Origin of the sequence: Pseudomonas sp. RHF3.3-3, assembly GCF_048069595.1 — a bacterium.
Lineage (GTDB): Bacteria > Pseudomonadota > Gammaproteobacteria > Pseudomonadales > Pseudomonadaceae > Aquipseudomonas > Aquipseudomonas fuscovaginae_B.
Window position 1 is genome coordinate 2,145,335 of sequence record NZ_CP182250.1, and the last position, 17,212, is coordinate 2,162,546.

Genomic DNA, 17,212 nt, shown 5'->3' on the forward strand with positions numbered 1-17,212 from the left:
ATGTACAAGGTTTACGGGGATTACCAGTCGGGCAACTGCTACAAGATCAAGTTGATGCTGCATCTGCTGGGTCAGGAGTACCGTTGGCACCCGGTGGATATTCTCAAGGGCGACACCGAGACGGCGGAATTCCTGGCGAAGAACCCCAATGGCAAGGTGCCGGTGCTGGAGTTGGAGGACGGCACCTGCCTGTGGGAATCCAATGCCATCCTCAACTTCCTGGCCGACGGCAGCGAGTTCCTGCCGAGCGAGCCGCGCCTGCGTACCCAGGTGCTGCAATGGCAGTTTTTCGAGCAGTACAGCCATGAGCCCTACATCGCGGTGGCGCGTTTCATCGAGTTCTACCTGGGCTTGCCCGAAGAGCGGCGCGAGGAGTACCTCAAGTTGCAGAAGCGCGGGCACAAGGCCCTGAAGGTCATGGAGAAGCAGTTGCAGCAGACCCCTTACCTGGTCGGCGAGCACTACTCGATCGCCGATATCGCGCTGTACGCCTACACCCACGTCGCGCACCAGGGCGGCTTCGACCTGAGCATCTACCCGGCGATCCAGGCCTGGCTGCAGCGGGTGGCGAGCCATCCCCGGCATGTCGGTATGCTGGATTGAGCGAAAAGTCTGCAAACACTTGAACCGGCCCCAGGGCCGGTTTTCTTTTGCCGGCGGCGAGGGCCTGGCGCAAACTCAAGGGCCTATCCACCGACATGGGGACATCCATGAAATATCCGCTTGCAGCCTTCCTGACGTTCGCCCTGTCGGGCCTGGCCGCTGTCGCCCAGGCGGCTGACGGTTGTGATGCCAGCCAGGCGTCGATGAATACCTGCGCGGCCCAGGCATTCAAGCGGGCCGACGACGACCTGAACCGGTACTACAAGGCGCAGATGGACTATCTGAAAGGCCCGGCCGGCAAGGAGGCGCTCAGGGATGCCCAGCGCAAGTGGCTGGCCTTGCGCGATGCCGACTGCCGGTATCGGGTCGGCAAGCCGGAGGAGGGCGGCTCGATGTGGCCGATGCGCGACCTGCAGTGCCGAACCGAGCTGACCCGCCAGCGTGCCGCGCAGTTGAAGGCCTATACCGAGTGCCGCGGCGAATACGATCAGTGCCCCAACTGAAAAGGGTGTGACCGCCGCGAACAGGTTCCTGCAGGTGCCGAAGTTCTGACGCGGCCTTTTCAGGCCGCGGCGAAACGCTTGTCCAGGTAGTCGATGATCACCTTGGATTCGTACATCCAGGTGGTCTGGCCGTTTTCCTCGATACGCAGGCACGGCACCTTGATCCTGCCACCCTGTTCGAGCAGGGTCTGGCGGTCCTGTTCGTTGTTCTTCGCATCGCGCAGGGCCACCGGCACGTTCAGGCGGTGCAGGGTACGGCGGGTCTTCACGCAGAACGGGCAGGCATGGAATTGATACAGGGTCAGGCCTTTGGCGGCGGCGTCGACCTTGGCCTGGTTCTCGGCGCTGCGTTGCTGCTTGCGCGGGCGGGTGAGGAAGTCGATGAGGATGATGAGTTGGCCCAGGCCGACTCGAAGGGCTTTGACTAACACGCGATAGCCTCGTGGGCGGTGGAGGAGGCAGGCAGCTTACCTGATTTTCCCCAGGCGAAAAAAACCGGCGATGAACGCCGGTTTCTTCAGGTCGCCCGGTGTTACTTGATCAGGGCGAGGAATTCGCTGCGGGTCGCTGCATTCTCGCGGAATTCGCCGAGCATCACCGAGGTGATCATCGACGAGTTCTGCTTCTCGACACCGCGCATCATCATGCACATGTGCTTGGCCTCGATCACCACGGCAACGCCCAGGGCGCCGGTGACCTGCTGGACCGCATCGGCGATCTGGCGGCTGAGGTTCTCCTGGATCTGCAGGCGGCGGGCGTACATGTCGACGATCCGCGCAACCTTCGACAGGCCCAGCACCTTGCCGCTCGGAATGTAGGCCACGTGGGCCTTGCCGATGAAGGGCAGCAGGTGGTGTTCGCACAGCGAGTAGAGCTCGATGTCCTTGACCAGCACCATTTCGCTGTTATCGGAGCTGAACAGGGCACCGTTGGTGACTTCTTCCAGGGTCTGTTGATAACCGCGGCAAAGGTACTGCATGGCTTTGGCGGCACGCTTGGGCGTGTCGAGCAAACCCTCGCGGGAGACGTCCTCGCCGAGTTGACCGAGGATCGCCGTGTAATTATGTTCCAGGGACATGAATCTACCTGTGGGAGTTTACGCAAAGGCCAAGGATACGGCGGCTGGCAGCCGCCTGCAAATTCGATGACAGTCCGGTTACTCGTCGCGGCCTTCCATCATCGTCCGCTTGAGCATCACATACACCGCTCCGGCCCCGCCGTGCCGGGCCTGGCAGGAGGTGAAACCGAGCACCTGGGCGTGCTGGCGCAGCCAGGTGTTGACGTGGCTCTTGATCATCGGGCGCTTGCCGTCCAGGCGCACGGCCTTGCCGTGGGTGACGCGCACGCAGCGGATCTCGAATCTGGTCGCTTCGGCGAGGAACGCCCAGAGGGTTTCCCGGGCCTTTTCCACGGTCATGCCATGCAGGTCGAGGCTGCCTTCGAAGGGGATCTGCCCGGCCTTGAGCTTGCGCATCTGGCTTTCCTGCACGCCGTCGCGGGACCAGTACAGCTCGTCTTCGGGGCCGACGTCGATCACGAACTGGTCGGACAGGCCGTCCACCGTGGCGACTTCGCTGCGCACGGTTGCCGCCTGGCGCAGCTTGGCCAGTTGGGCGCGGTCGGACCTGGGTTTGCCGGTATCGGCACGATCGTGCTTGATCGGCTTTACGCCGCGGATCTCGCTTTGAAACAGGGAAAAATCGTCGTCTTGCATGTCAGTCTCCGCAGGAACCGCCAGTTTACCCAAGTGCCGGGCTTCACGTCACAGGCGATTCCTCGAAGGTCGGGATCAGTCGTGCCTTTTCATCAGGTGCGGGGCCATGTTCAGCGCCTGGCCACGGCGTCTGCGCCGACGGCAGCGCCGCCACAGCCAGACGCCGACGTACAGCACCAGCAGGCCCGCCACCAGGATCGCCGCCGAGGCGCCGGGGTTGGTGTTCAGCTCGCCCATGGCTGGGGCGTGCCCCAGCAGGCTGGCGGTGCCGGCCATGACCAGCAATACGCCGAAAGTCGCCAACAGCGCCGCGAAACCGGCGCACAGACGCGAACGCCAGTTGCTTTCGCCCTTGGGGCGCAGCCGGCGGGCGTCGAATCCATCATCGGATATCTTCATTCCGATTTCCTCTTTGATTATCGGCCGTTCGACCGGGAGATGGTCGGCTTGTTCCGGACGTGAAGGGGAAATCGGAAAATGAGTGCGGCGCCAAGGGATGGGCGATCGCCTGGAGCGCCCATCCCGACGGGCTCAGATGAGGTCTCTGGTCAGTGCCAGGGTGGCGAAATTGTCGGCCATGATTGCCATTTCGGTGCGCTGGACCTGGGCCGCGCTGATGATCTCGCCCTTGTGGGGCAGGTCGCGGGTGGCGCAGGCGTCTTCCACCAGGGTGCAGCGAAAGCCCAGGTTCTTGGCGGCGCGCACGGTGGTGCTGACGCTGGAGTGGCTCATGAAGCCGCAGACGATCAGGTCCAGCGAGCCGAGGTCCTGCAGGTGCTTTTCCAGGCCGGTGCCATGAAAGGCGCTGGGCAGCAGCTTGCCGATCAGCGTTTCGTCGCCCTGGGGTTCCAGGCCGGGAATGAACTCGCCGCGTTCGCCCTGTGGATCGAACAGGCCGCCGACGGTACCCAGGTGGCGGATGTGCACGATCGGCCGGCCGGCCGCGCGGGCCGCAGCGACCAGTTGCTTGATGTTGTCGACGGCTTGCGCCATGCCGGACAACGCGAGCGGACCGCTCAGATATTCTTTCTGGGCGTCGATGATCAACAGGGTGGCGTGGCTCAGGTTGGCTGCCGCATAACCTCGGCCACTGAGTTGAAACATCGTCTTTGGAACGGACATTCGAGGGGCTCCTGTGCGTGGGGCTTTTACCCATTGTCCTCCGGCTGAGCGTTTATGTGAATCGCTACCGACGCAAGCGCCGTGGTTACTGGCCTGCAGCCATGTCAAGAGGTGGGCGCCGACGGTCGGAAAGGTCCGCGCCGAGGTCTTTTTGCCGGGTTTCCACCCGGCGTCCGTTTGGCTGTTAGAATTGCCAGTCGTTTTTTCAGGAGTCTACCCGTGATCACTTCCCGCCTGCGCACCCTGCGCGACCATATCCGTTGGGCTGTCAGCCGTTTTCACGGTGCGGAGCTGTTTTTCGGTCATGGTACCGACAATGCCTGGGATGAGGCTCGGCAACTGGTGCTGGGCGCCTTGCACCTGCCCTGGGAAATCGCCGACAGCTACCTCGACTGCCGCCTGGAGGACGAGGAACTGACACATCTGCAGCACCTGCTCAAGCGTCGGATCGAGGATCGCGTGCCGACCGCCTATCTGCTGGGCGAAGCCTGGTTCTGCGGCCTGCCGTTCATCGTTGACGAGCGGGTGCTGATCCCGCGCTCGCCGATCGGCGAACTGATCGAGAACCGCTTCGCCCCCTGGCTGGGTGCGGAGCCGGCCCGCATCCTCGACCTGTGCACCGGCTCGGGTTGCATCGGGATTGCCTGTGCCTATGAGTTCGAGCAGGCCGAAGTGGTGCTGGCGGACCTGTCCTTCGACGCGCTGGAAGTGGCCAACCGCAACATCGAGCGCCATGGCGTCGACGAGCGGGTGTTCACGGTTCAGGGCGATGGTTTCGACGGCTTGCCGGGCCAGCGTTTCGACCTGATCGTCTCGAACCCGCCGTATGTCGATGCCGAGGATTTCGCCGACATGCCGGCGGAGTACCACCATGAGCCGGAACTGGGCCTGGCCTGTGGTGACGACGGCTTGAACCTGGTGCGGCGGATGCTCGCCGAAGCGGCGGACCATCTGACCGAGAAGGGGCTGCTGATCGTCGAGGTGGGCAACAGCCAGGTGCATGTCGAGGCCTTGTATCCGCAGGTGGACTTTGCCTGGCTGGACTTCGAGCGTGGCGGGCACGGGGTGTTCATGCTGACGGCGCAGCAGTGCCGCGAGCACCAGGCGCTGTTCGCCTCGAAGATCTAGGTTGCCCGTTCGCGGATGAACCCTGCTCCCTCAGTGTCAGCGTTGTTCGCAGGATTCATGCGCGGCGCGAGCACTTGTGGGAGCCAACTGGCTGGGGGATATCCACCTGGCTAGCGGTGGGTGGCGATCCAGATCAGCAGCCCGGCCTGGAACACCGCGAAGGCCACCAGGCAGGTGATGGTGAAGCGCAGCCCGCTGTCTTCACGCTTGAGCTTGCTGACCCGTTCTTCCTGCTGGCGCAGTTTCACTTCCTGCTCCTGCAGATTCTGCTCGGCCTGCTGGAGCATCTGCGAGGCTTCGAGAATCTCCACGAACTGCACTTTCTCGGTGTTCCACTGGGCCAGCAGTTCGCCAACCTGCATGTCCTTGTAGCTGCCCTTGAGGTGCTGCGGGTCGGCGTAGACCACGTCGAAACCCTGGACCCGCAGGAAGTGGTCGCGGCGCAGGCGGGTGTCTTCGTTCAGCGCGTCCTTGTTCTGCAGGGGGGCGCCGTCGATGCGGTAGTGCGACCATTTCTTCTGCGCCCAGATCGCCGCCTGGGCCACCAGGAAGCGTCCGATTCCACGGTTCCACGGTTCCACCTGCAGGCCGCCCTCGGGCCCGAAGTGCACGCGTTTGGTGGTGTGGTCGACCCACATGTCGAGCTGGTTCTGTTCCTTGCGCACCTTTTGCGCCGGCAACTGGATGCTCATGCGCAACAGGCTGCGTTCCTTGCCGTTGCGCTCGGCGTAGCCGAACTGGACAAAGCGCAGCGGCCGTCCGCCGGTGTTGCGGTCGGTGGCCAGGGGGGCCAGGCGCAGCATCTTGAAGTGCTCGGGTTGCACATCGGCCCACGGCAGTTCCACCGGCGCGGGTTCGACGGCTTCGGCGTTGCTTTCGGGTGACGCTTGAGTTTCTGTCATTCGGCGAGATCCTGTCCGTGTCCAGCTTGCCAGTCACAATATCGATACCGGCAATGGCCTTATCGGCCGCTTCTGCCAGGACTGGAGGGCAAAAATCATCTCAATGGCGAGCAAGTCCGTCGATAAAGCCGGTAATCGGCTTTTCCAGGCCGGCGGCCAGCGGCAACTGCGGGTTATTGTAGGAGGCCAACTGCTGCCGGATATCGTCGGGCACGATGCGCAGGATGTGGTTCATGCCGTCGATGATCGCCAGTTGCGCATCCGGCTTGGCCGCCTGCAGCGCCTTGGCGTCATCGACGCTGACCTGGATGTCGTTGCGCCCCTGGACGATCAGGGCCGGCATCGTCAGGTGGCTGAAGGCCACCGCCGGGTCCTGGCGGAACAGGCTGATCAGGTAGGGCTGGACGCTGGGGCGAAAGATCGGCTCCAGCGGCTGCGGGATATTGGCGTCCGGGTGTCCGGCCTTGAGGCTGTCGAGCAGTTCGTTGCTGCGCAGCATCAGCGCCGGTGGCAGGCGCCTGGCCAGTTGCTGGCGCAGTACCTGGTCGACCGGGCGACCGCTGCCCGACACGGAAATGACCCCGGCGGCCGCCAGCTTCGGCGCGGCGAGCGTGGCGATCAGCGCGCCCTCGCTGTGGCCGAGCAGGATCAACTGCCCCAGGCGTGGATCGGCCTTGAGCTTCTCGCCCCAGGCCACGGTGTCGGCGACATAGGCCTGCACGCTCAGGTTGCGCTCATTGGGCGTGGCCGCCAGGCTGGCCGCGACGCCACGCTTGTCGTAGCGCACGCTGGCGATACCGTGGCGGGCCAGCATCCAGGCCAGGCGCTTGAGGCTGTCGTTGCGTCCACCATCGGGGTTGTTGCCATCACGGTCGGTGGGCCCGGAGCCGGCGACGATCAACACCACCGGTACCGGCCGGTCGGACTTGGGCAGCAGCAGCGAGCCGAACAGTTCACCGGTGCCGGTATCGAGTTCGATCGGCCGTTGCAGGACGACACCGGCCTGGGCAAGGCCGCTGAAGAGGGTCAAGGTCAGGAGCAGAATACGCAGCATCATCGGGCCATCATGGACAAGGTGCCGGTTGGACTCGCAACCGTCGATAAGGTTCGAGGATGAACTCGTCGGTCAGCCTGCGTATACTGGGCCGCTCGGTTATCTAGATCTGATTCGCGGAGCGCCCTGCATGTCCGGCAATACCTACGGCAAGCTGTTCACTGTCACCACCGCTGGCGAAAGCCATGGTCCGGCGTTGGTCGCCATTGTCGATGGCTGCCCGCCCGGCCTGGAGCTGTCGCTGGAAGACCTGCAGCGCGACCTCGATCGGCGCAAGCCCGGCACCAGCCGGCACACCACCCAGCGCCAGGAGCCCGACGAGGTGGAGATCCTTTCCGGGGTCTTCGAAGGACGGACCACCGGCTGCGCCATCGGCCTGCTGATCCGCAACACCGATCAGAAGTCCAAGGACTACTCGGCGATCAAGGACCTGTTCCGCCCGGCCCACGCCGACTACACCTACCACCACAAGTACGGTGAACGCGACTACCGCGGCGGCGGCCGCAGTTCCGCCCGGGAAACCGCCATGCGCGTGGCTGCCGGTGCCATCGCCAAGAAGTTCCTGGCCAGCCGGGGCATCGTCGTCCGTGGCTACATGAGCCAACTGGGCCCGATCGAGATTCCGTTCAAGACCTGGGACTCGGTCGAGCAGAATGCCTTCTTCAGCCCCGATCCGGACAAGGTGCCGGAGCTGGAGGCCTATATGGACCAGTTGCGCCGCGACCAGGACTCGGTCGGCGCGAAGATCACCGTGGTGGCCGAAGGGGTGATGCCCGGCCTCGGCGAGCCGATCTTCGACCGCCTGGATGCCGAACTGGCCCATGCGCTGATGAGCATCAACGCGGTCAAGGGGGTGGAAATCGGCGCCGGTTTCGCCAGCGTCGCCCAGCGTGGGACCGAACACCGCGACGAACTGACCCCCGAAGGTTTCCTCAGCAACAACGCCGGCGGCATTCTCGGCGGCATTTCCTCCGGCCAGCCGATCGTTGCGCACCTGGCGCTCAAGCCGACGTCCAGCATCACCACGCCGGGTCGTTCCATCGACATTCACGGCAACCCGGTGGACGTGATCACCAAGGGCCGTCACGACCCGTGCGTCGGTATCCGTGCCACGCCGATCGCCGAAGCGATGATGGCGATCGTGCTGATGGATCACCTGCTGCGTCATCGCGCGCAGAATGCGGATGTGCGTGTCAGCACCCCGGTGCTGGGCCAGCTGTAATGTCGGGAGCGCCGCTCCCTTACTGGCGGCTGTCCGGTTTCTACCTGTTCTACTTCGCCCTGCTCGGCGCCACGGCGCCGTACCTGGCGCTGTATTTCCATCATCTGGGGTTCGCCCCGGCGCGGATTGGCGAGCTGGTGGCCATTCCGATGCTGATGCGCTGCGTGGCGCCGAACATCTGGGGCTGGCTGGGCGACTACACCGGCCGGCGCCTGCTGATCGTGCGCTGCGGCGCGGCCTGTACGCTGCTGGCGTTCTCGCTGATCTTCCTCGACAAGAGCTACGCCTGGCTGGCGCTGGTGATGGCCTTGCACGCGTTCTTCTGGCACGCCGTGCTGCCGCAGTTCGAGGTCATCACCCTGGCGCACCTGCAGGGCCAGCCCGGGCGCTACAGCCAGATCCGCCTGTGGGGCTCGATCGGTTTCATCCTGGCCGTGGTGCTGCTCGGGCGCCTGTTCGAATGGTTGAGCCTGGATATCTATCCGCTGACGATCGTGGCGATCATGGCCGGCATCACCCTGAGCACCGCCTGGGTGCCCAATGCGCAACCGGCCGGCCATGAAAGCCGGCCCGCGGGCGAGGGCTTTCTCGGCCAGTTGCGCAGCCCGGGCGTGCTGGCCTTCTACCTATGCGTCGCGTTGATGCAACTGAGCCACGGTCCCTACTACACCTTCCTGACCCTGCACCTGGAAAACCTCGGCTACAGCCGCGGGCTGATCGGCATGCTCTGGGCCCTGGGGGTGGTGGCCGAAGTGCTGATGTTCCTCGGCATGAGCCGGATTCTCGCGCGGTTTTCCGTGCGCCGGGTGCTGCTGGCGAGCTTTCTCCTGGCGGCCTTGCGCTGGCTGCTGCTGGGCTCCTTCGCCGAACACCTGGGGGTGCTGCTGTTCGCCCAGTTGTTGCACGCGGCCACGTTCGGCAGCTTCCACGCCTCGGCCATTCATTTTGTCCAGCGCAGTTTCGGCTCGCGCCAGCAGGGGCAGGGCCAGGCGCTCTACGCCGCACTGTCCGGCACCGGCGGGGCACTGGGCGCGTTGTATGCCGGCTACAGCTGGAATGCCCTGGGGCCGACCCTGACTTTCAGTATCGCCAGCCTGGCGGTCCTGGCCGCCGCGATTATCATTGCCACCCGCATGCAAGAGGATCGGCCCTGAGCCTTTCCCGAGGAAATAGAAGCCATGAGCATTCTGTCCGTTTACCCCGTCAGCAGCCCGGAACTTGCGAACAAGGTCCTGACCCACGTCGACGATATCACTGCGACCCTGGCGGAGCAGGGCGTTCGCTTCGAGCGTTTGTCCGTCGCTACGCCGATTCGCCCCGGCACCCCTGAGGAAGACGTGCTCGAAGCCTGTCGGGCCCAGCTCGATCCCCTGATGAGCGAGCACGGCAGTGTCGCGGTCGAGGTCATCAGCCTCGACAACAGTCACCCGCAGAAGCTCGAGCGCTGTGCGCAGCTGTTGCGTGAGCAGCGCCAGCAGGCCAATGAGGTGCGGTGGTTCCTTGGCGGGCGCGGGCTGCTCAGCCTGCATATTGGTGATTATGTTTATGCGGTGCTGTGCGAAAGGAACGATCTGATCACCATTGCGGCCGGTACGTCGTACTGGTTCGACCTGGGCGAGGAGCCGCGTTGCGTGGCGGTCCGGCTGTTCGACAAGACTGAGGGGCGGGTTGCCAGCCCGGTCGAGGACGATATCGCCGGGCGTTTTCCCCGCCTGGACGACTGAAGGTCTGGAGCGCCGACATTAAACAGTCGCCACACGGCTTGAGTGATTAAAACTTGAGTCGGAAGTGAATGTTTCAATTTGTAGGATGCTGCCTAATGAAATGTCGGCCATCCCTGTTTATGTTTGTGGTCGGTTGTTAATTCCCACTTCTGTGTAACTCTCTGTTTTCGGCGGTTGTTCGGGCAACAACTGTGCGAACTGTTGAAAGTCACAGGGAGGAACAGACATGAGCATTCCCACTCTATCGGCGGCGGGCGTCGCGCAGATGGCCCGGCCTCGACCGGCCGATATCAAGGAGTCGAGGGACCCGCTTAAACAGGATGTTGTTCAGGTGGTGCTATTGCCGGCTCTGAAGAAAAATCGCCGCAACCGCCTCGCCAAGGCCCCGACCCTGAGCGAGAAGGAGCTGGAAGTGCTCAAGTGGGCCAAGGCGGGCAAGACGGTGTGGGAAATCAGCGTGATCCGCAACGTGTCCGAAGCCACGGTGAAGTTTCATCTACGCAATATCTATCACAAGCTGGGGGTGAGCAACCGTGCCCACGCCGTTGGCGAGGCCGTCCATCGCGGCCTCGTCTAGCTCACCTGCCGTGCGGGCTCAATGATAGGAGGGCAGGGCAAAACGGTTCTGGCTCTGCAGCAGGGAAATGGCCGGCAGTTCGCTGGGCTGGCCGGCGAGGTCGCGGCGAATCGCGCTGATCACCCAGGTCAGCTGTTCCGCGGTGTGCAACTGGGCGTAGGAGATCGAGCGTTTCATCTGCTTGCCGTCGCGGTCACGCAACGTGAGCAGCACGCCGCCATCAGGGCGTGGCTGGGTGGTGACTTCGTAATTGGAGAATACAGAAGAGAATTTTTCCTGGATCAGGTCCATGTCGATCGACTCCGTCAGCTAGTGAATGACTAGGGATGGAGTGAGAGGTGCAGTGATTGTGCCAGTATTCCTTTTTTATAAATCCCTTTAAAATCAATAGGTTATTGTTTTATTGGTTTTGTTGTGTCGTGCAAAATGCAAGATCGGCCGTCGTGCATCCTGCATTTTGCCCAGCGCCGGCCGATGCCGCCCCTGACGGGCGCGAGGATACAAAACTTTGCAAAACCTTCGTGTACAGCTTCGCCAGGGTTGCCGTATTTTCGATTCGAGGCGGGCCCCCGGCGACGCTGCGAATCCCGGGGCTGCAACAAGGACGGTGGGCGAGGTTGTCGGCCCGGACGACGTTCGCTCGATAATAATAAAAGACAGGATGTGACCCATGAACGTTCAAACCGATGACGTGATCACCTGGGGCATGATGCTCCGCAAGCTTCCCACCGTTGCCAAGGCACTGCCGCGTGTCATTCGCGGGCTCAAGCTGTCCAAGGTGAAAGCCCCCGACCAGCCCTGCGGGCTCGCCTGGAGTTTCGAACAGGCGGTGGCTCGCAATCCTTCGGGAGCGGCGCTGCTGTATGGCAACCGTTCCCTGACTTATCAGCAGACCAACCAGTGGGCCAACCGCATAGCCCATTACCTGATCGCTCAGGGCATCGGCAAGGGCGATGTGATTGGCGTGCTGATCGAGAACCGCATCGAGTTGCTGGTGACGATCCTGGCGGTGGCCAAGGTGGGCGGGGTCTGCGCGATGCTCAACACCTCCCAGACCCAGGGGGCGCTGGTCCACAGCATCACGCTGGTGTCGCCGGTGGCGATGGTCGTCGGGGCGGAACTGCTCGGGGCCTATTCGGCCGTGCGCGAGCAGGTGGCGATCGACCCGGCCCGGCACTACTTCGTGGCGGATCAGGACACCGATGCCGATCCGGGTGAAGCGCCCGCGGGCTGGATCAACCTGATGAGCGCCAGCCTCGGCCAGGACCAGGCGAACCCGGCCAGCAGCCAGCAGGTCTTCTGTGATGACCCCTGTTTCTATATCTATACCTCCGGCACCACTGGTCTGCCCAAGGCCGGGATCTTCCGTCATGGTCGCTGGATGAAGACCTACGCCAGCTTCGGCCTTATCGCCCTCGACATGGGGCTGCAGGATGTCCTCTATTGCACCCTGCCGCTGTATCACGCCACGGGCCTGTGCGTGTGCTGGGGCTCGGCGATTGCCGGGGCGTCGGGGTTCGCCTTCCGGCGCAAGTTCAGCGCCAGCCAGTTCTGGGACGAGGCACGGCGTTTCAACGCCACCACCCTGGGTTACGTGGGCGAGTTGTGCCGCTATCTGCTGGACCAGCCGCCCAGCGCCGCGGACAAGCACAACAAGGTGGTGAAGATGATCGGCAACGGTCTGCGCCCGAGCGTCTGGCGGGAGTTCAAGCAGCGTTTCGACATCGACCACATCAGCGAATTCTATGCCGCCAGCGATGGCAACATCGGTTTCACCAACGCGCTCAACTTCAACAACACCATCGGCTTTTCCCTGATGTCCTGGGCCCTGGTGGAATACGCCCCGGATTGCGGAACACCGCTGCGCGACGCCGACGGTTTCATGCGCAAGGTGCCCAAGGGTGGCCAGGGCCTGCTGCTGGCGCGGATCGACGACAAGGCGCCGCTGGACGGCTACACCGAATCGGCCAAGACCCAGAAGGTCGTGCTGTGCGACGTGTTCGAAAAGGGCGACCGCTATTTCAATACCGGCGACCTGCTGCGCGACATCGGTTTCGGGCATGCCCAGTTCGTCGACCGCCTGGGTGACTCCTACCGCTGGAAGGGCGAGAACGTGTCCACCACCGAAGTGGAGAATATCCTGCTGCAACACCCGCATATCGCCGAAGTGGTGGCCTACGGGGTGGAAATCAGCAACACCAACGGCCGGGCGGGAATGGCCGCGATCACGCCTGCCGAGTCGCTGGCCACCCTGGATTTCGCCGAGTTGCTGAGTTTCGCCCGCCAGCAGATGCCGAGCTATGCGATTCCGCTGTTCCTGCGGGTGAAGCTGAAGATGGAAACCACCGGCACCTTCAAATACCAGAAGGGTCGGCTGCGGGACGAGGCCTTCGACCCCGGCAAGGTCGGCGACGATCCGATCTACGCCTGGCTGCCGGGCTCCGACACCTATGTGCAGGTGACCGGGCGGATTCACGAAGAGATTCATGCCGGCAAGTTCCGTTATTGATTCTGGCTATGGAAGGGCTTGAAAAATAAGGCATGACAGGGAAACTCAAGGTCGGGAAACTGGCTCCATAGATGAGCCGTTTCCCGTTCAGCCACAGGGAGTTCCGAGATGTCCGATCAAGCCCGACAAATGACCGAAGAAGAAGCCGCCGAATTTGCCGAACAGGTGTTCGACGTGGCGCGCAAGGGCGATGCCGCCATGTTGGCCGCGCTGCTGAGCAGCGGCCTGCCGGTCAACCTGCGCAACCACAAGGGTGACACCCTGCTGATGCTCGCCAGCTACCATGGCCATGTCGATGCGGTGCGGGTGCTGCTCGAACACAAGGCCGATCCGGAAATCCGCAATGCCAACGGCCAGAGCCCGATTGCCGGAGCCGCCTTCAAGGGCGACCTGCCGATGGTCAGGCTGCTGATCGAAGGCGGCGCGCAGGTCGAGGGCGCATCGGCGGACGGTCGTACGGCCTTGATGATGGCGGCGATGTTCAACCGCACCGCGATCGTCGAGTACCTGCTCAGCCAGGGAGCCGACCCCCGGGCCACGGATGCCAATGGTGTCACGGCGCTGGCGGCGGCCCGGACCATGGGCGCGACGGACACGGCCGCGCAGTTGCAGCAACTGGAGGCCTGAGCTTGCCGGCGTCGTGCCGGTCCTGTACCTGCGCGGCGCCGTTATTTGCGCTATCCTTCGCGCCCCCGAACAGCCCCAGGTCGCAGTGTCTCCATGAAAACCGCCCTTATCGAACTCATCACCAAAATCAGCTCCGGCTGCATGGGCGAAGCCGAGATCCTGCAGATCGCCGACGAGGCCGCCCAGGCCTATGCGGACGAGGCCGGTTTCCTGGCGGCCAATCCGGATATCAACTACGACGACAGCTTCCCGATCCCCCTGGGTGAGTGGGTCGTGGTCGGCAGCCTGCCGGAGACCGTGCTGTTCCAGGCGGACACCTACATGGACCTGTTTGCCCAGATCGTCGCGTCCTTCGGCAAGGACGTGCCGTTCAACATCAAGCCCAAGCAATTGGCCAAGGTCGAGGCGCTGACGGCACTGAACCGCATCCAGATCCAGCTTTCGAGCATGAACCCGGAAATGGGTGGCTATGTGCTGCTGAACTTCAGCCAACTGCTGGATGATGAACTGCAGGCGGTGCTGGTCTACGGTAATGACCTGCCACGGGTGCTGGAGTTGTGCGAGCAGGTCGGCATCGCCGCCGCACCGTCCCTGGAAGCCCTGCGGATCGCGCTGCACGTCTGAGGCGGGAATTGGACGGAACCCTGGTCGTGGCCGGCTATCCTACTAGGCTGTGTACGAAATTGTTTGAAACGCAGGTTAGGCAAGGCAAAAACCGGCGAGGAAGCGGAGTTTACTGGAGTAAATGAGCATTCCGAGCCGGTTTTTAACGCCGCATAACCAAGTTTCAAGCGATTTCGTACATAGCCTAATGCCAGTCCTCATCATTCGGGAGCAGCACCATGGGTTCGACCTTCAATGGCCTCGTTGGCCTGATCATCCTGGCCCTGGATATCTGGGCCATTCTCAACGTCCTGAAAAGCGGTGCCGAAACCGGGATGAAAATCCTCTGGGTACTGCTGATCGCCCTGCTGCCGGTACTGGGGCTGATCATCTGGGCGATTGCGGGGCCACGGGGCAACGTACGGATCTAGCGGCCTGGGTGGCGGTCGGGCGTTTCCTGCCGGAGTGGCGCGGCGCGCTTCGGCAGGCCGTTCCTTTTTGTGTGTCAAAACATGCGTCCAACGAAATTTTCACATTCCGTCTACGACAATTCCTTCGCTTGATTTAGCGCTCTCTCATACTGCAATCCGTTGTTCTGAAAAGGTTTTTCCTTTGGTGAGAGAGAATTTCAACGGTTAATGACGATACATGGGTGGTAAACCACCGATGATCGTGCAACATTTGCCGGCTTCGCGCCCCTCTCGCGTCACAGGGAGGGCAGGGCGCCGCAGAACCCGACTTCTCAACCTGAATCCAACGAGTCTCCAATCGACATGGCAAACCCGGACGCCCTGAGCACGCAGCGCTCCTCAACGCGCCTGCCGCAACCGTCAGTCAAGTCTCACCTGGCTTACACGCTGTTGTGTGCATTGATCATGATGGTGATGTTCACCCTGCTGCGGGTGGCATTGCTGGTCTACAACCGCGAGATGATCCTCGACACCCCGGCCTCGACCTTCCTCGAGGCGTTCGGTAACGGCCTGCGTTTCGATATCCGTATCGTGGTCTACCTCTGTATTCCGTTGACGCTGGCGTTCCTCAGCGCCCGGGCCATGGCCGCACGCGGCCTGTTCCGCTTCTGGCTGACGGTGACCTCGAGCCTGGCGCTGTTCTTCGGCCTGATGGAAATGGACTTCTACCGCGAGTTCCACCAGCGCCTCAACGGCCTGGTGTTCCAGTACGTGAAGGAAGACCCGAAAACCGTGATGAGCATGCTCTGGTACGGTTTCCCGGTGGTCCGCTACCTGCTGGCCTGGGCCGTGGGTACCGTGGTGCTGAGCCTGCTGTTCCGCGGCGCCGACCGGATCACCCGTCCCCGTGGCGGTTTCGCGGCGAGCACCGGCAGCCGTGCCGTCGCCCCCTGGTATGCGCGTACCGTGCTGTTCGTAGTGCTGCTGCTGGTCTGCGTCGTCGCCGCCCGCGGCACCCTGCGCCAGGGCCCGCCACTGCGCTGGGGAGATGCCTACACCACCGAATCGAACTTCGCCAACCAGCTGGGCCTCAATGGGACGCTGACGCTGATCTCGGCGGCCCAGAGTCGCCTGTCCGATGATCGCGACAATATCTGGAAAGCCACCCTGCAACAGCCGCTGGCCCAGCAGACCGTGCGCGACATGCTGCTGACCGCCAATGACAAGCTGGTCGACAGCGATATCGCCGCGATCCGCCGCGACACCCTGCCACCGGCGCAGAACACCCTGCCGATCAAAAACGTCGTGGTGATCCTGATGGAAAGCTTCGCCGGTCACTCGGTAGGCGCCCTCGGCCGTCCCGGCAACATCACCCCTTATTTCGACAAGCTGTCCAAGGAGGGCCTGCTGTTCGAGCGGTTCTTCTCCAACGGTACCCACACCCACCAGGGCATGTTCGCCACCATGGCGTGCTTCCCGAACCTGCCCGGTTTCGAGTACCTGATGCAGACGCCGGAAGGCAGCCACAAGCTGTCCGGCCTGCCGCAACTGCTCAGCGCCCGCAAATATGACGACGTGTACGTCTACAACGGCGATTTCGCCTGGGACAACCAGTCGGGCTTCTTCGGCAGCCAGGGCATGACCACCTTCATCGGCCGCAACGACTTCGTCAATCCGGTATTCTCCGACCCGACCTGGGGCGTGTCCGACCAGGACATGTTCAACCGCAGCCTGGAAGAGTTGAAGGCCCGGGAGGCGAGCGGCAAGCCGTTCTATGCCTTGCTGCAGACCCTGTCCAACCATACCCCGTACGCACTGCCGACGCCCCTGCCGGTCGAGCGCGTCACCGATCGTGGCACGCTCAACGAGCACCTGACGGCCATGCGCTACTCCGACTGGGCCCTGGGCCAGTTCTTCGAGAAGGCCCGCAAGGAGCCCTACTTCAAGGACACCCTGTTCGTGGTGGTCGGTGACCATGGTTTCGGCAACGAGGAGCAGATCACCGAAATGGACCTGGGACGCTTCAACGTGCCGCTGCTGCTGATCGGCCCGGGCATCCAGGAGAAATTCGGCGCGCGCCGCGACACCGTCGGTACCCAGATCGATATCGTCCCGACCATCATGGGCCGCCTGGGCGGCGAGTTCCGCCAGCAGTGCTGGGGGCGTGACCTGCTCAACCTGCCGGAAGGCGACCACGGTATCGGCATGATCAAGCCGTCGGGCAGCGAGCCGACCGTGGCGCTGGTCACCGGCGACCGTGTGCTGGTGCAGCCCAAGGATGTGCCGGCGCGTCTGTGGAGCTACCACCTGGGCGCCACCCCAGGTGGCGAATTGCTGCCGAACTCGCCGGACGAAGCCGAGCTGAAGCAGAAACTCGGTTCCTTCATCCAGACCGCGACCAAGAGCCTGCTGGATAACACCGCGGGTGTGGCACCGACCAAGTAACACCTGGCCGGTTATTCCTGCAACATGAAAAACGCCCCGAGACTTCGGGGCGTTTTTCATTGCCGGGTG

At 63.1% G+C, this 17,212-nt stretch carries 19 protein-coding genes and 1 pseudogene; 12 read left to right on the plus strand and 8 right to left on the minus strand.

Features of this window, described 5'->3' with window-relative positions; translation table 11 throughout:
* A complete protein-coding gene (locus ACMGT0_RS09920; protein WP_054057788.1) occupies positions 1–603 on the plus strand; it encodes a glutathione S-transferase family protein in 603 nt (200 codons plus the stop codon).
* Positions 604–710: 107 nt separating this feature from the next.
* Positions 711–1,106 (plus strand): lysozyme inhibitor LprI family protein, encoded by a 396-nt coding sequence (locus tag ACMGT0_RS09925; RefSeq protein ID WP_054057787.1) that lies wholly within the window; start codon positions 711–713, stop codon positions 1,104–1,106.
* A 59-nt stretch (positions 1,107–1,165) separates the two neighbouring features.
* Here ACMGT0_RS09925 and ACMGT0_RS09930 read toward each other — a convergent pair whose 3' ends face one another.
* The 5 genes from ACMGT0_RS09930 to ACMGT0_RS09950 all read right to left on the minus strand — a co-directional run bounded on the left by ACMGT0_RS09930 (position 1,166) and on the right by ACMGT0_RS09950 (position 3,942).
* On the minus strand, positions 1,166–1,537 hold the full coding sequence (locus ACMGT0_RS09930; protein WP_054057786.1) for a glutathione S-transferase N-terminal domain-containing protein: 372 nt from the start codon (positions 1,535–1,537) through the stop codon (positions 1,166–1,168).
* A 101-nt stretch (positions 1,538–1,638) separates the two neighbouring features.
* Positions 1,639–2,184, minus strand: a complete 546-nt coding sequence (gene folE, locus ACMGT0_RS09935; protein WP_416772396.1) for a GTP cyclohydrolase I FolE — start codon at positions 2,182–2,184, stop codon at positions 1,639–1,641.
* Positions 2,185–2,262: 78 nt separating this feature from the next.
* Positions 2,263–2,820: a Smr/MutS family protein gene (locus ACMGT0_RS09940; protein WP_054057785.1), complete on the minus strand. Its 558-nt coding sequence runs from the start codon at positions 2,818–2,820 to the stop codon at positions 2,263–2,265.
* A gap of 75 nt (positions 2,821–2,895) precedes the next feature.
* Positions 2,896–3,219: a hypothetical protein gene (locus ACMGT0_RS09945; protein ID WP_416772398.1), complete on the minus strand. Its 324-nt coding sequence runs from the start codon at positions 3,217–3,219 to the stop codon at positions 2,896–2,898.
* 132 nt (positions 3,220–3,351) lie between these two features.
* Positions 3,352–3,942, minus strand: coding sequence for a cysteine hydrolase family protein (locus tag ACMGT0_RS09950; protein WP_054057783.1), 591 nt, complete (start codon positions 3,940–3,942; stop codon positions 3,352–3,354).
* A 219-nt stretch (positions 3,943–4,161) separates the two neighbouring features.
* On the opposite strand from ACMGT0_RS09950, the gene prmB reads away from it, so the two are divergent.
* Positions 4,162–5,070 carry a 50S ribosomal protein L3 N(5)-glutamine methyltransferase gene (prmB, locus tag ACMGT0_RS09955; RefSeq protein WP_054063930.1) on the plus strand — a complete coding sequence of 303 codons (909 nt, stop codon included), beginning with the start codon at positions 4,162–4,164 and terminating at the stop codon, positions 5,068–5,070.
* A gap of 110 nt (positions 5,071–5,180) precedes the next feature.
* On the opposite strand, the gene ACMGT0_RS09960 is transcribed toward prmB, so the two are convergent.
* Entirely contained in the window at positions 5,181–5,972 is a 792-nt protein-coding gene (locus ACMGT0_RS09960) for a hypothetical protein (protein WP_054057781.1), read from the minus strand.
* Between the two features lie 100 nt (positions 5,973–6,072).
* Complete coding sequence (locus tag ACMGT0_RS09965) at positions 6,073–7,074, minus strand: alpha/beta hydrolase (RefSeq protein ID WP_192842685.1); 1,002 nt, start codon at positions 7,072–7,074, stop codon at positions 6,073–6,075.
* Between the two features lie 82 nt (positions 7,075–7,156).
* On the opposite strand from ACMGT0_RS09965, the gene aroC reads away from it, so the two are divergent.
* From aroC to ACMGT0_RS09985, 4 genes and pseudogenes are all read left to right on the plus strand, one after another.
* Complete coding sequence (gene aroC, locus ACMGT0_RS09970; protein ID WP_054057779.1) at positions 7,157–8,248, plus strand: chorismate synthase; 1,092 nt, start codon at positions 7,157–7,159, stop codon at positions 8,246–8,248.
* Complete coding sequence (locus tag ACMGT0_RS09975; protein WP_054063928.1) at positions 8,248–9,402, plus strand: MFS transporter; 1,155 nt, start codon at positions 8,248–8,250, stop codon at positions 9,400–9,402. Before aroC ends, ACMGT0_RS09975 begins: the two co-directional genes overlap by 1 nt.
* A gap of 24 nt (positions 9,403–9,426) precedes the next feature.
* Positions 9,427–9,972: an acireductone dioxygenase gene (locus ACMGT0_RS09980; protein ID WP_054063927.1), complete on the plus strand. Its 546-nt coding sequence runs from the start codon at positions 9,427–9,429 to the stop codon at positions 9,970–9,972.
* Positions 9,973–10,369: 397 nt separating this feature from the next.
* Positions 10,370–10,549: pseudogene (locus ACMGT0_RS09985) on the plus strand (helix-turn-helix domain-containing protein); the annotation flags it as partial.
* Between the two features lie 18 nt (positions 10,550–10,567).
* Here the strand turns inward: ACMGT0_RS09985 and ACMGT0_RS09990 are convergent.
* Positions 10,568–10,840, minus strand: a complete 273-nt coding sequence (locus ACMGT0_RS09990; protein ID WP_017906369.1) for a DUF3509 domain-containing protein — start codon at positions 10,838–10,840, stop codon at positions 10,568–10,570.
* A gap of 379 nt (positions 10,841–11,219) precedes the next feature.
* On the opposite strand from ACMGT0_RS09990, the gene ACMGT0_RS09995 reads away from it, so the two are divergent.
* The 5 genes from ACMGT0_RS09995 to ACMGT0_RS10015 all read left to right on the plus strand — a co-directional run bounded on the left by ACMGT0_RS09995 (position 11,220) and on the right by ACMGT0_RS10015 (position 17,143).
* A complete protein-coding gene (locus ACMGT0_RS09995; RefSeq protein ID WP_416772402.1) occupies positions 11,220–13,058 on the plus strand; it encodes a long-chain-acyl-CoA synthetase in 1,839 nt (612 codons plus the stop codon).
* Positions 13,059–13,166: 108 nt separating this feature from the next.
* The gene (locus ACMGT0_RS10000; RefSeq protein ID WP_054057774.1) at positions 13,167–13,685 is read left to right on the plus strand and encodes an ankyrin repeat domain-containing protein; all 519 of its coding nucleotides are present in this window, start codon (positions 13,167–13,169) and stop codon (positions 13,683–13,685) included.
* Between the two features lie 93 nt (positions 13,686–13,778).
* A complete protein-coding gene (locus ACMGT0_RS10005; RefSeq protein WP_054057773.1) occupies positions 13,779–14,309 on the plus strand; it encodes a hypothetical protein in 531 nt (176 codons plus the stop codon).
* Between the two features lie 218 nt (positions 14,310–14,527).
* Positions 14,528–14,719, plus strand: coding sequence for a PLDc N-terminal domain-containing protein (locus tag ACMGT0_RS10010; RefSeq protein ID WP_010449788.1), 192 nt, complete (start codon positions 14,528–14,530; stop codon positions 14,717–14,719).
* 342 nt (positions 14,720–15,061) lie between these two features.
* Positions 15,062–17,143, plus strand: a complete 2,082-nt coding sequence (locus ACMGT0_RS10015) for an LTA synthase family protein (protein ID WP_054057772.1) — start codon at positions 15,062–15,064, stop codon at positions 17,141–17,143.
* Positions 17,144–17,212: the final 69 nt, after the last annotated feature.

Coding starts and splice junctions, on each gene's coding strand:
- ACMGT0_RS09920 (WP_054057788.1), top strand. CDS start 1: ATGTACAAGGTTTACGGGGATTACCAGTCGGGCAACTGCTACAAGATC.
- ACMGT0_RS09925 (WP_054057787.1), top strand. CDS start 711: ATGAAATATCCGCTTGCAGCCTTCCTGACGTTCGCCCTGTCGGGCCTG.
- folE (WP_416772396.1), bottom strand. CDS start 2,184: ATGTCCCTGGAACATAATTACACGGCGATCCTCGGTCAACTCGGCGAG.
- ACMGT0_RS09940 (WP_054057785.1), bottom strand. CDS start 2,820: ATGCAAGACGACGATTTTTCCCTGTTTCAAAGCGAGATCCGCGGCGTA.
- ACMGT0_RS09945 (WP_416772398.1), bottom strand. CDS start 3,219: ATGAAGATATCCGATGATGGATTCGACGCCCGCCGGCTGCGCCCCAAG.
- ACMGT0_RS09950 (WP_054057783.1), bottom strand. CDS start 3,942: ATGTCCGTTCCAAAGACGATGTTTCAACTCAGTGGCCGAGGTTATGCG.
- ACMGT0_RS09960 (WP_054057781.1), bottom strand. CDS start 5,972: ATGACAGAAACTCAAGCGTCACCCGAAAGCAACGCCGAAGCCGTCGAA.
- aroC (WP_054057779.1), top strand. CDS start 7,157: ATGTCCGGCAATACCTACGGCAAGCTGTTCACTGTCACCACCGCTGGC.
- ACMGT0_RS09975 (WP_054063928.1), top strand. CDS start 8,248: ATGTCGGGAGCGCCGCTCCCTTACTGGCGGCTGTCCGGTTTCTACCTG.
- ACMGT0_RS09980 (WP_054063927.1), top strand. CDS start 9,427: ATGAGCATTCTGTCCGTTTACCCCGTCAGCAGCCCGGAACTTGCGAAC.
- ACMGT0_RS09990 (WP_017906369.1), bottom strand. CDS start 10,840: ATGGACCTGATCCAGGAAAAATTCTCTTCTGTATTCTCCAATTACGAA.
- ACMGT0_RS09995 (WP_416772402.1), top strand. CDS start 11,220: ATGAACGTTCAAACCGATGACGTGATCACCTGGGGCATGATGCTCCGC.
- ACMGT0_RS10000 (WP_054057774.1), top strand. CDS start 13,167: ATGTCCGATCAAGCCCGACAAATGACCGAAGAAGAAGCCGCCGAATTT.
- ACMGT0_RS10005 (WP_054057773.1), top strand. CDS start 13,779: ATGAAAACCGCCCTTATCGAACTCATCACCAAAATCAGCTCCGGCTGC.
- ACMGT0_RS10010 (WP_010449788.1), top strand. CDS start 14,528: ATGGGTTCGACCTTCAATGGCCTCGTTGGCCTGATCATCCTGGCCCTG.
- ACMGT0_RS10015 (WP_054057772.1), top strand. CDS start 15,062: ATGGCAAACCCGGACGCCCTGAGCACGCAGCGCTCCTCAACGCGCCTG.